This is a genomic window from Burkholderia sp. Ac-20345 (genome assembly GCF_017104825.1).
GTDB classification, from domain to species: domain Bacteria; phylum Pseudomonadota; class Gammaproteobacteria; order Burkholderiales; family Burkholderiaceae; genus Burkholderia; species Burkholderia lata_B.
In genome coordinates this window covers 1-12,780 of sequence record NZ_JAAGPO010000250.1, presented here as the reverse complement: position 1 = coordinate 12,780, position 12,780 = coordinate 1, and the positions used below count along the sequence as shown (strand labels likewise).

Sequence of the window (12,780 nt, the reverse complement as noted above, 5' to 3'; positions counted from 1 at the left end):
CCTACGCATCCGCCACGGCCGCTGCCGCCGCACCCGCGTCAGGTGCCGCCGCCTCGGCTGCCACCGCCGCTTCGGCTCCGGCCGCACCCGCCGCACCGACCGAGCCGTTCTCGGTCGATTCGTCGAAGATCAGCGCGGGCGACACCGCGTGGATGCTGACGTCCACCGCGCTCGTGCTGTTCATGACGATCCCCGGCCTCGCGCTGTTCTACGCCGGCATGGTCCGCAAGAAGAACGTGCTCGCGACGGTGATGCAGAGCTTCGCGATCACCGCGGTGATCACGGTGCTGTGGACGGTGGTCGGCTACAGCCTCGCGTTCACGCCGGGCAACGGCTTCATCGGCGGGCTGTCGCGTGCGTTCCTGCACGGGATGACCTACGTGAAGGGCGACAAGGCGACGACGCTGACCGTCAGCCACCTGGCGACGACGATTCCGGAATCGGTCTACTTCGTCTACCAGATGACGTTCGCGATCATCACGCCGGCGCTGATCTGCGGCGCCTTCGCCGACCGGATGAAGTTCTCGGCGATGCTCGTGTTCATGACGCTCTGGTCGCTGATCGTCTATGTGCCGATCGCGCACATGGTGTGGGAGCCGACCGGCTGGCTGTCGTCGGACGGCGTGCTCGACTTCGCGGGCGGCACCGTCGTGCACATCAACGCCGGTATCGCGGGCCTCGTGTCGTGCCTGATGCTCGGCAAGCGTATCGGCTTCGGCCGTGAATCGATGGCGCCGCACAACCTCGTGCTGACGATGATCGGCGGCTCGATGCTGTGGGTCGGCTGGTTCGGCTTCAACGCGGGTTCCGCAGTCGCGGCCGACGGTCGTGCCGGCTTCGCGATGCTGACGACGCAAGTCGCGACGGCCTGCGCGGCGCTCGGCTGGATGTTCGCCGAGTGGCTCTCGCACGGCAAGCCGTCGGTGCTCGGCATCGTGTCGGGTGCGGTCGCGGGTCTCGTCGCGATCACGCCGGCGGCCGGCTTCGTCGGCGTGACGGGTGCACTCGTGATCGGCATCGCGGCCGGCGTCGTGTGCTTCTGGTCGGCGACGTGGCTCAAGTCGAAGCTCGGCTACGACGATTCGCTCGACGCGTTCGGCGTGCACGGCGTGGGCGGGATTCTCGGCGCACTGCTGACCGGTGTGTTCGCGGTCAAGGACATCGGCGGCGCCGACGGCAGCCTGCTGCTGCAGGCCAAGGGCGTGCTGATCACGCTGGTCTACAGCGGCGTGCTGAGCTTCGTGCTGCTGAAGCTGATCGACCTGACGATCGGCCTGCGCGTGTCGGAAGAAGAAGAGCGCGAAGGCCTCGACGTGGTCCTGCACGGCGAGCATGTCGAATAAGTCACAAGAATGACCGGCGGGCCGCCGCGACGACGGCGCCCGCCATGAATGAGCGCAGCGACTTCGGCCCGCCCCACCCGGCGGGCTTTTTTTCTCCTGTCACCCACTGCCGTAGCGCATAACCCTTCGCGCTATCGGGTCAATAGCCGAAAACTTCCTCCAAACCCTTGCGAAGCCGGGAACAATCCCCAAATGGGCAGGGCAATTGCTCTACAATCTTCATTCTCCCGCTCGCGAGTGATTCATGGTTCCCCACCTCGTTACCGCGTTGAACGGTCCGCTGCTCGAACTCGAGCAGAAGATCCTCGACGCGACGCCTGCGATCGAACGCTGGTTCAGGCTCGAATGGCAGGAACATACCCCGCCGTTCTATTGTTCGGTGGACCTGCGCAACGCCGGCTTCAAGCTGGCACCCGTCGACGCGAACCTGTTCCCCGGCGCGTTCAACAATCTGCCGTCCGAAGTGCTGCCGCTCGCCGTCCAGGCCGCGATGGCCGCGATCGAGAAGATCTGCCCGGACGCGAAGAACCTGCTCGTGATTCCCGAGCTGCCGACCCGCAACGCGTTCTACCTCGAAAACGTCGCACGCCTCGCGACGATCATGCGCCAGGCCGGCCTGCACGTGCGCTTCGGCTCGCTCGACCCGAGCATCACCGACATGACGCCGATCACGCTGGCCGACGGCCAGAAGATCGTGCTCGAACCGCTCGAGCGTTCGCAGCGCCGCCTCGGCCTGAAGAATTTCGATCCGTGCTCGATCCTGTTGAACAACGACCTGTCGGCCGGCATTCCGGCCGTGCTGGAAAACCTGCACGAGCAGTACCTGCTGCCGCCGCTGCACGCGGGCTGGGCCGTGCGCCGCAAGTCGACGCACTTCTCGTGCTACGACGACGTCGCGAAGAAGTTCGCGAAGATGGTCGGCGTCGATCCGTGGATGGTGAATCCGTATTTCGCGCACGTGGAAGGGGTCGACTGGCAGGCGCATGAAGGCGAGCAGGCACTCGCCGATGCGATCGACGGCGTGCTGAAGAAGATCGCGCGCAAGTACCGCGAATACGGGATCAGCGAGAAGCCGTACGTCGTCGTGAAGGCCGACGCGGGCACGGCGGGGCGCGGCGTGATGACCGTGCACGACGCGGCCGAGATCGGCCGCATGTCGAAGGCCGAGCGCGCGCAGATGGCCGAGTCGAAGGCCGGCCTCGCGGTGCGCGACGTGATCGTGCAGGAAGGCGTGTATACGTTCGAGCGTGTCGGCGACGAAGTCGCGGAGCCCGTCGTGTACATGATCGACCGCTACGTGGTTGGCGGCTTCTACCGCACGCACGCCGGCCGCGAGCGCGACCAGAACCTGAACGCGCCCGGCATGCACTACGTGCCGCTCGGCTTCGAGCACACCGCGCTGCCGGATGCGGGCGCGAAGCCGGGTGCCGCGCCGCCGAACCGTTTCTACATGTACGGCGTCGTCGCGCGGCTGTCGCTGATCGCGTCGTCGATCGAACTGGAAAAGACCGATCCCGAAGCCATCCAGGTGTAACGGACCTTCGCCAAGTACAGGACCTCATGGACATTCTCTTTATCGCCGACCCGCTCGAGCGCTTCAAGATCTACAAGGATTCGACCTACGCGATGATGGCCGAGGCGGCGCGGCGCGGGCATGCGGTGTACGCGTGCGAGCCGAACCACCTCGCGTGGACGGGGTCGGCCGTCGAAGCCGACGTGCGGCGCATCACGTTCGTCGGCGACCCGGACGACCTGCATCGCGAGACGTGGTACGAGGCCGGGCCGGTCGACGCGCGCCGCCTCGAATCGTTCGGCGCGGTGCTGATGCGCAAGGATCCGCCGTTCGACATGGAATACGTGACGTCGACCTGGCTGCTGGAGCTGGCCGAGCGCGCCGGCGCGCGCGTGTTCAACAAGGCGCAGTCGATCCGCGACCATTCCGAAAAGCTCGCGATCGGCGAGTTTCCGCAGTTCGTCGCGCCGACGCTCGTCACGCGCGACGCGAAACGGCTGCGCGCGTTCCACGCCGAGCACGGCGACGTGATCCTGAAACCGCTCGACGGGATGGGCGGGATGGGCGTGTTCCGCGTGAAGCCGGACGGCATGAACCTCGGTTCGATCATCGAGATGCTGAGCCACGACGGTACGCGTTCGGTGATGGCGCAGAAATTCATCCCCGAGATCAAGGCCGGCGACAAGCGCATCCTGCTGATCGGCGGCGAGCCGGTGCCGTTTTCGCTCGCCCGGATTCCGCAGGGCAGCGAGGTGCGCGGCAATCTCGCCGCGGGCGGGCTCGGCGTTGCGCAGCCGCTGACCGCGCGCGATCGCGAGATCGCCGAAACGCTTGGTCCCGTGCTCGCGGCGCGCGGGCTGCTGCTGGTCGGCCTCGATGCGATCGGCGACTGGCTGACCGAGGTGAACGTCACGAGCCCGACGTGCTTCCGCGAGATCATGGAGCAGACGGGCTTCGACGTCGCTGCGATGTTCATCGACGCGCTGGAGCGTGCGGCCGCGTAGGCCGTCTCCCGCGCAACCCCGGCGGCGGCCGCGCAGGTCCCCCGTCGCCGGAGCAGTTCGACCGGCCTGCTACAATGCCCGCTTGCCCGGTGCCGCGCTCGCGCACCGAAGGCCCGGCGGTCGGGCCGAAACTGTTGCAAGGCTGAACATGGAACGTTTCCCTCACTCGCTATGCTCATTGCCCCGCCGCGGGGTGTCGGCCCGCCAGGGGCGGCCGGGAGCGATCTGACATGGCCGGGATCCTGATCATCGCGCACGCCCCGCTCGCCACCGCGCTGCGGGACTGCATCGCGCACATCTATGGCGGCGTGCCCGCCCGCATCGGCTGTATCGACGTGACGGCGGACAGCGATCCGACCCAGGTGATGGCGTTCGCGCACGCGGAACTCGCGCGGCTCAAGGAAGAGAACGGCGTGGTCGTGCTGACCGACATGTACGGCGCGACGCCCGCGAACATCGCCGGCCAGCTTGCCAAGATCGACAACGTGCGCGTGCTGGCGGGCGTGAACCTGCCGATGCTCGTGCGGGCCGTCTGCTACCGCACCGTGCCGCTCGACAAGCTGGTCGACAAGGCGCTGTCCGGCGGCGCGAAGGGCGTCCATGAGGTGTCGTCCGGCACGCCGCCGCCGCCGACGGAAACCGGCTGCGGCCAGTGCGCGCCGATTCCGCCCGAACCGCAACCGCGCACCGAATCGCACTGATTTCCCGTTTTCCGTTTTAGACAGCACCGCCGACGCGCGCCGCCGGCGGCCCCGACCGACCCGACCGAGAATCATGCTTCAACAAGAAACCACCATCGTCAACAAATTGGGGCTCCATGCGCGCGCATCGGCCAAGCTTACGCAACTGGCCGGCAACTTCCAGTCGGAAGTATGGATGACGCGCAACGGGCGCAAGATCAATGCAAAGAGCATCATGGGCGTGATGATGCTGGCGGCGGGCATCGGCAGCACCGTGACGATCGAGACCGAAGGGTCGGACGAGCGGGAAGCGATGGACGCGCTGCTGAAGCTGATCGCGGACAAGTTTGGCGAAGGCCAGTGATCCCCGCGCGGGATCGTTGCCGTTTCCAGTCAGAATGCCGCGGATCCCGCGGCATTTTTTTCGTCGGAAGCATTGATGCGGAATGCGCAATGCTGCGGTGCATGCAGTCAGCGGGGAGTCGCGGAATTTATAATCGCTAACCGGGGTCATAAGCGCATCGCAGCAGTGTGCCGCGGCTTTACTTGTATAGAAGAGGAGGTGCGCGTGTCCTTCACGCTGCATGGCATTCCCGTCTCACGTGGTATCGCGATCGGGCGAGCGTATCTGATCGCGCCGGCGGCGCTCGACGTCGCCCATTACCTGGTCGAGGCCAACCAGATCGATGCGGAGGTCGAGCGCTTCCGCACGGCGCTCGAGGTCGTGCATCACGAACTCGAAGCGCTGCGCGCCGACCTGACCGACGACACGCCGAGCGAAGTCGGCGCATTCATCGACGTGCACGCGATGATCCTGAGCGACGAGATGCTCGTGCAGGAAACCATCGACCTGATCCGCACGCGCCGCTACAACGTCGAGTGGGCGCTGACCGAGCAGCTCGAGCTGCTCACGCGCCACTTCGACGACATCGAGGACGAATACCTGCGCGAGCGCAAGGCCGACATCGAGCAGGTGGTCGAGCGCGTGCTGAAGGCGCTCGCCGGCGCGCCGTCCGCGTCGCAGGCACTGGACCGCGCGGCCAAGAACGGCACGAACGAGATGATCGTCGTCGCGCACGACATCGCGCCGGCGGACATGATGCAGTTCAAGTCGCAGTCGTTCCAGGCGTTCGTCACCGACCTCGGCGGGCGCACGTCGCACACGGCGATCGTCGCGCGCAGCCTCGGCATACCGGCCGCGGTCGGCGTGCAGCATGCGAGCGCGCTGATCCGCCAGGACGACCTGATCATCGTCGACGGCGACCAGGGCATCGTGATCGTCGATCCGGCGCCGATTGTCCTCGAGGAATATTCGTACCGGCAGTCCGAGAAGCTGCTGGAGCAACGCAAGCTGCAGCGTCTGAAGTTCTCGCCGACGCAAACGTTGTGCGGCACGAAGATCGAGCTGTACGCGAACATCGAGCTGCCCGACGACGCGAAGGCGGCCGTCGAGGCCGGTGCGGTCGGCGTCGGGCTGTTCCGTTCCGAGTTCCTGTTCATGCATCAGAAGGAGATGCCGGAGGAGGAGGAGCAGTTCGCCGCGTACAAGCGGGCCGTCGAGTGGATGAAGGGCATGCCGGTGACGATCCGCACGATCGACGTCGGCGCGGACAAGCCGCTCGAGGCGCTCGACGAAGGCTACGAGACGGCGCCGAACCCCGCGCTCGGCCTGCGCGCGATCCGCTGGAGCCTGTCCGAGCCGCAGATGTTCCTCACGCAGTTGCGCGCGATCCTGCGCGCGTCCGTGTTCGGCCAGGTGAAGATCCTGATCCCGATGCTCGCGCACGCGCAGGAGATCGACCAGACGCTCGACCTGATCCGCGAGGCCAAGCGTCAGCTCGACGACGCGGGGCTCGCGTACGACCCGAACGTGCGCATTGGCGCGATGATCGAGATTCCGGCCGCGGCGATCGCGCTGCCGCTGTTCCTGAAGCGGTTCGATTTCCTGTCGATCGGCACGAACGACCTGATCCAGTACACGCTCGCGATCGACCGTGCCGACAACGCGGTCGCGCACCTGTACGACCCGTTGCATCCGGCCGTGCTGCACCTGATCGCCTATACGTTGCGCGAAGCGAAGCGCGCGGGCGTGTCCGTGTCGGTGTGCGGGGAGATGGCCGGCGATCCGGCGCTCACGCGCCTGCTGCTCGGGATGGGGCTCACCGAGTTCTCAATGCACCCGAGCCAGCTGCTCGTCGTGAAGCAGGAGATCCTGCGCGCGCACCTGAAGGCGCTCGAAAAGCCGACGGCCGACGTGCTCGCCGCGTTCGAGCCGGAGGAAGTGCAGGCCGCGTTGCAGCGCCTGTCGGTCGCGGAGCCGCGCGCGGATGCGGCCGCATAGGCGCCCACGGGGCCGCTAAAACCGTAGCGAAGTGTCACCACGCATGCGCCGCCCGGCGCATGCCCGTCGCGCGTCAGTGCCGGCCCCCGCACACGGGGCAGTCGGCCTGGCGCGCGATTTTCATCGTCGTCCATTCCATCCGCAGCGAATCGAGCATCATCAGCCGCCCGTTGAGCGTCTTGCCGATTTCGCCGATCACGCGCAGCGCCTCGGCGGCCTGCATCGCACCGATGATCCCGACCGTCGGCGCGAACACGCCCATCGTCGCGCACGCGACTTCCTCGAACGGCTGGTCTTCCGGAAACACGCACGCATAGCAGGGCGCGGCCGGGTCGCGGAAATCGAACGTGCTGATCTGGCCGTCGAAGCGCAGCGCGGCGCCCGACACGAGCGGCACGCCGTGCGCGACGCACGCGCGGTTGATCGCGTGCCGCGTCGCGAAGTTGTCGGTGCAGTCGAGCACGACGGTCGCGTGCGGCACGTGCGCGTCGAGCCACGCGTCGTCGACGCGCTCCGCGACCGCGTGCACCTTCACCTCGGGGTTCAGCTGCGCGAGCGCGTCGCGCCCCGATTCGACCTTGTGGCGGCCGACCGATGCCGTCACGTGCAGGATCTGCCGCTGCAGGTTCGTGAGATCGACCGTATCGGCATCGACGAGCGTGATCGTGCCGACGCCCGATGCCGCGAGGTACATTGCGGCGGGCGAGCCGAGACCACCCGCGCCGACGATGATCGCATGCGCATCGAGAAAGCGCTGCTGCGCCTCAATGCCGATTTCGTCGACGAGGATGTGACGGGAGTAGCGCAGGAGTTGATCGTCGTTCATGGGGAGTCGTGGGCGAGGCGGGCGGTCGTGTCGTTATTTTAGGCGCGCATGAAAAACGGGCCATCGCGGTCTTCCCGCGATGGCCCGTCGGATGCCGGCTGGCGCTTACTTCGGCGCCGACGCGGGCTTCGGTGCGGAAACCGGCTTCGCGCTCGCGCCCGATGCCTTCGAGCCCGCCGCGGCCTTGCCGGCCGGGCTCTTCGTGCTCTCGGCGAGCAGCGACTTCGATTCCTGGACCGGCTTGCCTTCGAGCTTGTTGAGCGCTTGCTGCATCATGAAGTCGTCGGCGCTGCCGAACTCGATCGGCTTGCGATCGCGATCCTTCTGGCGCTGCTCCGGCGTCTTCTTGTCGTTCTGCTCTTCAAGAACGCGCAACTGATCCATCCGGCGCTGCTCGCGGTCTTCCTGTTCCTTCTTCTCGTTCGGATCCTGCGTGTTCGCGAGGTGGTTCGTATAGTCGACCTCGCGCGTCACGAGCACGTCGTCCGGATCGCCGTCCGCGTACTGATCGACCGGCACGTCCGGCGTGATGCCCTTGTTCTGGATCGAACGGCCGCTCGGCGTGTAGTAGTACGCGGTGGTCAGGCGCAGCGCGGTGTCGGCCGTCATCGGGCGGACCGTCTGCACCGAACCCTTGCCGAACGTCGTCTTGCCCATGATCTGCGCGCGCTTCGAATCCTGCAGCGCACCGGCGACGATTTCCGACGCGGACGCCGAATAGGCGTTCGTCAGCACGATCATCGGCACGGTCTTGAAGACCGGCGGCAGGTTCTTCAGCGGATCGCCGTCGAAGGACGGCAGGCGATAGTTGTCGTACGTATCGCGGTAGACCTGCTTCGAATCGGCGATCTGGCCGTTGGTCGACACGACGACCGAGTCGGGCGGCAGGAACGCGCCGGCCACGCCGACCGCGCTCTGCAGCAGGCCGCCGCCGTTGTTGCGCAGGTCGAGGACGAGGCCCTTCAGGTTCGGCTGCTGGCGCGCGATGTCCTGCAGCTTCTGGGCGAGATCGGGCGTCGTGCGCTCCTGGAAGCTCGTGATGCGGACGTATGCATAGCCCGGATCGAGGATCTTCATCTTCACGCTCTGGACCTTGATGATCGCGCGCGTGACCGTGACCGGGAACGTGCGGTCGTCGCTCTTGCGGAAGATCGTCAGCGTGACCTTGGTGCCCGGCTCGCCGCGCATCTGCTTCACGGCCTTGTCGAGCGTCATGCCGCGCACCGGCTTGTCGTTGATGCGGGTGATCAGGTCGCCCGGACGGATGCCGGCGCGGAACGCGGGCGTATCTTCGATCGGCGAGATCACCTTGACGAGGCCGTCTTCCTGCGAGATCTCGATGCCGAGGCCCGCGAAGCGGCCCTTCGTCTGCTCCTGCAGCTCGTCATAGTCGGTCTTGTCGAGGAACGACGAGTGCGGGTCGAGGCTCGACACCATGCCCTTGATCGCGGCCGTCAGCAGCTTCTTGTCGTCGACCGGTTCGACGTACTCGCGCTTGATCTGTCCGAAGACTTCCGCGAACAGGCGGAGCTGGTCGAGGGGAAGCGGCGCCGTGGCGGTCTGCTCGGCCGATGCGGAAACCTGCAGCGTGGCGAACACGCCCGTGGCGAGGCCCGCGGCAATCAGGCCGATGTTCTTCAATTTCATTCGCATAGAGATCTGGTGCGGTCGGGAAGCGCGTGGCGGTAGCGGGGATGTAGCGGACAAGTATAACTGTTCGTCCGATGACTCAGTGGAACGGCGCGAAATGCGTCGAAAAGGGCCCGGAGCCGGCCCGGCGGGGCACCGCCGCCCGCGCTGCGGGTTCGAAAGCGGATTCGACCGTGCCGGGGGCGCGAAGGTTCGCGCGGCGAGCGGTGCGCCGGGCAAAGGCCCCGGCCGGGCATGCCGCGCTGGACGCGGCTTGCCCGGCCGACGGGCGTCAGCCCGCCTTGCCCTGCTTCGCGACGGCGGCCTGCGCCTGTGCGATCGCGTCCTGGTCGCCGAGGTAATAGTGCTTGATCGGCTTCAGGTTCTCGTCGAGTTCATACACGAGCGGCACGCCGTTCGGGATGTTCAGGCCGACGATGTCGCTGTCCGAGATGCCGTCGAGGTACTTGATCAGCGCGCGCAGCGAGTTGCCGTGCGCGGCGATCAGCACCTGCTTGCCGGCGCGGACCGCCGGGGCGATCGACTCGTTCCACAGCGGCAGCACGCGCGCGACCGTGTCCTTCAGGCACTCGGTGAGCGGCAGCTGCTCGCGCGGCACCTTCGCATAGCGCGGGTCGTTGAACGGTGCGCGTTCGTCGGTCGGCTCGAGCGCGGGCGGCGGCGTGTCGTAGCTGCGGCGCCACACGAGCACCTGGTCGTCGCCGAACTTCGCGGCCGTTTCGGCCTTGTTCAGGCCCGACAGCGCGCCGTAGTGGCGCTCGTTCAGGCGCCACGAGTGGACGACCGGCAGGTACATGAGGTCCATCTTGTCCTGCACGTGCCACAGCGTGCGGATCGCGCGCTTGAGCACCGACGTGTACGCGATGTCGAACGTGTAGCCGGCCTCCTTGAGCAATTCGCCGGCCTGGTAGGCCTCGTTGCGACCCTGGTCGGTCAGGTCGACGTCGACCCAGCCGGTGAAGCGGTTTTCCTTGTTCCACGTCGATTCGCCGTGGCGGATGAGAACGAGTTTGTACATGGATCTTGCGGTCGGTAGTGAAGGAAGCTGTGGCGCGTCGAGCAGGACCCGACCCGGGCCCGCCATCGCGCAAGACGGTTATTTTATAATGGCGGGATTGTCCTCATCCGATTTCTCTTTTTCCGGCGGAATTCCGTGACGTTCTTTACCGATTACACCAACCTGGCCCTTATCGCGATCCTGGTGGTATCCGGCGGCCTGCTGGCCTGGCCCGCACTGCGCCGCGGCCGTGGCGGCCTGTCCGCCGCAGAGGCGACGCAACTCATCAACCGCCGCAACGCGGTCGTGATCGACGTGCGCGCCGCGTCCGATTTCGCTGCCGGCCACCTGCCGTCGGCACGTCAGGTCGCGGCGGGCGAGATCGGCGCGAAGATCGCGCAGGTCGCGAAGAACAAGAGCACGCCGGTGCTGCTCGTCTGCCAGAACGGCCAGCAGTCGCAGAAGGCGGCGCGCGAGGTCGAGGCGGCGGGCTACGCCGAGGTGCACGTGCTCGAGGGCGGCGTGGCCGCCTGGCAGCAGGCCGGGATGCCGGTCGTCAAACAAGGAGTGGCGAAGTGAACAAGGTTTTGATGTACAGCACGCAGGTGTGTCCGTATTGCATCCAGGCCGAGCGCCTGCTGAAGCTGCGCGGTGTCGAGCAGATCGAGAAGGTGCTGATCGACCGCGATCCGGCCCGCCGCGACGAAATGATGACGCGCACGGGGCGCCGCACGGTGCCGCAGATCTATATTGGCGACACGCACGTCGGCGGTTACGACGATCTGTCGAAGCTCGACCGCGAAGGCGGGCTCGTATCGCTTCTGCAAGCGGCCTGAATAGGGCAGAATGGCCGCCGGCCGCGCCGCGGCTTGGGCGCGCAGGATAAATCCGTGGCGGCCGGCGAGAAGCCGGGCCGCCCCGTCACCACTTTTAGGGAAACACCATGTCCGACGTCGAAAACCAACCGTTCTTCAACATCCAGCGCGTCTACCTGAAGGATATGTCGCTCGAGCAGCCGAATTCGCCGGCGATCTTCCTCGAGCAGGACATGCCGTCGGTTGAAGTCGAAGTCGACGTCAAGGCCGACCGTCTCGCGGAAAGCGTGTTCGAAGTCGTCGTGTCGGGCACCGTCACCGCGAAGGTGAAGGACAAGGTCGCGTTCCTGATCGAAGCGAAGCAGGCCGGCATTTTCGACATCCGCAACATTCCGGACGAACAGCTCGACCCGCTCGTCGGCATCGCTTGCCCGACGATCCTGTTCCCGTACCTGCGTTCGAACATCGCCGACGCGATCACGCGTGCGGGCTTCCCGCCGATCCACCTGGCGGAAATCAACTTCCAGGCGCTGTACGAGCAGCGCCTCGCGCAGCTTCAGCAGCAGGCCGGTGCCGCAGCAGGCGCACCGAACGGCACGACGCTGAACTGACGTTTCACTCGGAGGACCGGTGCTGGGTATGAAAGTAGCCGTTCTCGGCGCCGGTGCCTGGGGCACCGCGCTCGCGGGCCATCTGGCCGCGCGGCACGATACGCTTCTGTGGGCGCGCGACGCCGCGCTCATCGCCGGGCTGCAGGCCCGGCACGAAAATTCCCGCTATCTGGACGGCATCGCGCTGCCTGACGCATTGCGCTACGACGCCGATCTCGGTGCCGCGCTCGCGCATGGCGCCGCGGACGACGCACTGTGCGTGATCGCCGCGCCCGTGGCCGGGCTGCGCACGCTGTGTCACGCGATGCGCGACGCAGGCTGCGTGCCGGCGCACGTCGTCTGGGTCTGCAAGGGCTTCGAGGCCGACACGCATCTGCTGCCGCATCAGGTGATCGCGGCCGAGCTGCCCGAACAGCACAGCAACGGCGTGCTGTCGGGGCCGAGCTTCGCGCGCGAGGTCGGACAGTCGCTGCCCGTCGCGCTGACGGTGGCGAGCACGTCCGCCGAATGCCGCGAGCGCACGCTCGCCGCGTTCCATCACGGCGCGATGCGGATCTATACGGGCGACGACGTGGTCGGCGTCGAGGTCGGCGGCGCGGTGAAGAACGTGCTCGCGATCGCGACCGGCATCGCCGACGGCCTCGGTCTCGGGCTGAACGCGCGCGCCGCGCTGATTACGCGCGGCCTCGCCGAAATGTCGCGCCTCGGCGTGGCACTCGGCGGCCGGGCGGAAACCTTCACGGGCCTCACGGGCCTCGGCGACCTGATCCTCACCGCAACGGGCGACCTGTCGCGAAACCGCACGGTCGGCCTGCAGCTGGCGGCCGGCCGCACGCTGAACGATATCCTCGGCGCGCTCGGCCACGTGGCCGAAGGCGTGCGCTGCGCGCAGGCCGTGCTGGCCATCGCGCGTGCGCAGTCGATCGAAATGCCGATCACCGAAGCCGTGTGCGGCGTGCTGTTCGACGGCATCGCGCCGCGCGACGCCGTCAGCGGCCTA

The 12,780-nt window shown here is 67.0% G+C and carries 13 protein-coding genes; 10 read left to right on the top strand and 3 right to left on the bottom strand.

From position 1 onward, the window contains the following. The 6 genes from G3O06_RS42635 to ptsP all read left to right on the top strand — a co-directional run. On the top strand, window positions 1-1,343 hold a 1,343-nt coding region (locus tag G3O06_RS42635), incomplete at its 5' end, for an ammonium transporter (protein ID WP_241020526.1). A gap of 244 nt (window positions 1,344-1,587) precedes the next feature. Further along, entirely contained in the window at window positions 1,588-2,877 is a 1,290-nt protein-coding gene (gene gshA / locus G3O06_RS42630) for a glutamate--cysteine ligase (RefSeq protein WP_174916207.1), read from the top strand. A 26-nt stretch (window positions 2,878-2,903) separates the two neighbouring features. Continuing rightward, window positions 2,904-3,860, top strand: a complete 957-nt coding sequence (gene gshB / locus G3O06_RS42625; protein WP_011353294.1) for a glutathione synthase — start codon at window positions 2,904-2,906, stop codon at window positions 3,858-3,860. A 230-nt stretch (window positions 3,861-4,090) separates the two neighbouring features. Beyond that, window positions 4,091-4,561, top strand: coding sequence for a PTS fructose transporter subunit IIA (locus tag G3O06_RS42620; RefSeq protein WP_174916205.1), 471 nt, complete (start codon window positions 4,091-4,093; stop codon window positions 4,559-4,561). A 73-nt stretch (window positions 4,562-4,634) separates the two neighbouring features. Continuing rightward, the gene (locus tag G3O06_RS42615) at window positions 4,635-4,904 is read left to right on the top strand and encodes an HPr family phosphocarrier protein (protein ID WP_031401331.1); all 270 of its coding nucleotides are present in this window, start codon (window positions 4,635-4,637) and stop codon (window positions 4,902-4,904) included. 186 nt (window positions 4,905-5,090) lie between these two features. Further along, complete coding sequence (ptsP, locus tag G3O06_RS42610; RefSeq protein ID WP_174916249.1) at window positions 5,091-6,881, top strand: phosphoenolpyruvate--protein phosphotransferase; 1,791 nt, start codon at window positions 5,091-5,093, stop codon at window positions 6,879-6,881. Window positions 6,882-6,954: 73 nt separating this feature from the next. Here ptsP and moeB read toward each other — a convergent pair whose 3' ends face one another. The 3 genes from moeB to gpmA form a co-directional block, all read right to left on the bottom strand. Beyond that, window positions 6,955-7,707 carry a molybdopterin-synthase adenylyltransferase MoeB gene (gene moeB, locus G3O06_RS42605; RefSeq protein ID WP_205819655.1) on the bottom strand — a complete coding sequence of 251 codons (753 nt, stop codon included), beginning with the start codon at window positions 7,705-7,707 and terminating at the stop codon, window positions 6,955-6,957. Between the two features lie 105 nt (window positions 7,708-7,812). Further along, window positions 7,813-9,360 (bottom strand): S41 family peptidase, encoded by a 1,548-nt coding sequence (locus G3O06_RS42600; protein WP_174916204.1) that lies wholly within the window; start codon window positions 9,358-9,360, stop codon window positions 7,813-7,815. A 268-nt stretch (window positions 9,361-9,628) separates the two neighbouring features. After that, window positions 9,629-10,375, bottom strand: a complete 747-nt coding sequence (gene gpmA / locus G3O06_RS42595) for a 2,3-diphosphoglycerate-dependent phosphoglycerate mutase (RefSeq protein WP_205819654.1) — start codon at window positions 10,373-10,375, stop codon at window positions 9,629-9,631. A 135-nt stretch (window positions 10,376-10,510) separates the two neighbouring features. Here gpmA and G3O06_RS42590 point away from each other — a divergent pair, with 135 nt between their 5' ends. From G3O06_RS42590 to G3O06_RS42575, 4 genes are all read left to right on the top strand, one after another. Beyond that, entirely contained in the window at window positions 10,511-10,933 is a 423-nt protein-coding gene (locus tag G3O06_RS42590; RefSeq protein ID WP_021164238.1) for a rhodanese-like domain-containing protein, read from the top strand. Beyond that, entirely contained in the window at window positions 10,930-11,190 is a 261-nt protein-coding gene (grxC, locus tag G3O06_RS42585) for a glutaredoxin 3 (protein WP_122946334.1), read from the top strand. Before G3O06_RS42590 ends, grxC begins: the two co-directional genes overlap by 4 nt. A gap of 107 nt (window positions 11,191-11,297) precedes the next feature. Beyond that, a complete protein-coding gene (secB, locus tag G3O06_RS42580) occupies window positions 11,298-11,780 on the top strand; it encodes a protein-export chaperone SecB (RefSeq protein ID WP_011353285.1) in 483 nt (160 codons plus the stop codon). Window positions 11,781-11,808: 28 nt separating this feature from the next. Beyond that, window positions 11,809-12,780: NAD(P)H-dependent glycerol-3-phosphate dehydrogenase (locus G3O06_RS42575; protein ID WP_205819653.1), on the top strand; the 972-nt coding region annotated here is incomplete at its 3' end.

Coding starts and splice junctions, on each gene's coding strand:
- gshA (WP_174916207.1), top strand. CDS start 1,588: ATGGTTCCCCACCTCGTTACCGCGTTGAACGGTCCGCTGCTCGAACTC.
- gshB (WP_011353294.1), top strand. CDS start 2,904: ATGGACATTCTCTTTATCGCCGACCCGCTCGAGCGCTTCAAGATCTAC.
- G3O06_RS42620 (WP_174916205.1), top strand. CDS start 4,091: ATGGCCGGGATCCTGATCATCGCGCACGCCCCGCTCGCCACCGCGCTG.
- G3O06_RS42615 (WP_031401331.1), top strand. CDS start 4,635: ATGCTTCAACAAGAAACCACCATCGTCAACAAATTGGGGCTCCATGCG.
- moeB (WP_205819655.1), bottom strand. CDS start 7,707: ATGAACGACGATCAACTCCTGCGCTACTCCCGTCACATCCTCGTCGAC.
- G3O06_RS42600 (WP_174916204.1), bottom strand. CDS start 9,360: ATGCGAATGAAATTGAAGAACATCGGCCTGATTGCCGCGGGCCTCGCC.
- gpmA (WP_205819654.1), bottom strand. CDS start 10,375: ATGTACAAACTCGTTCTCATCCGCCACGGCGAATCGACGTGGAACAAG.
- secB (WP_011353285.1), top strand. CDS start 11,298: ATGTCCGACGTCGAAAACCAACCGTTCTTCAACATCCAGCGCGTCTAC.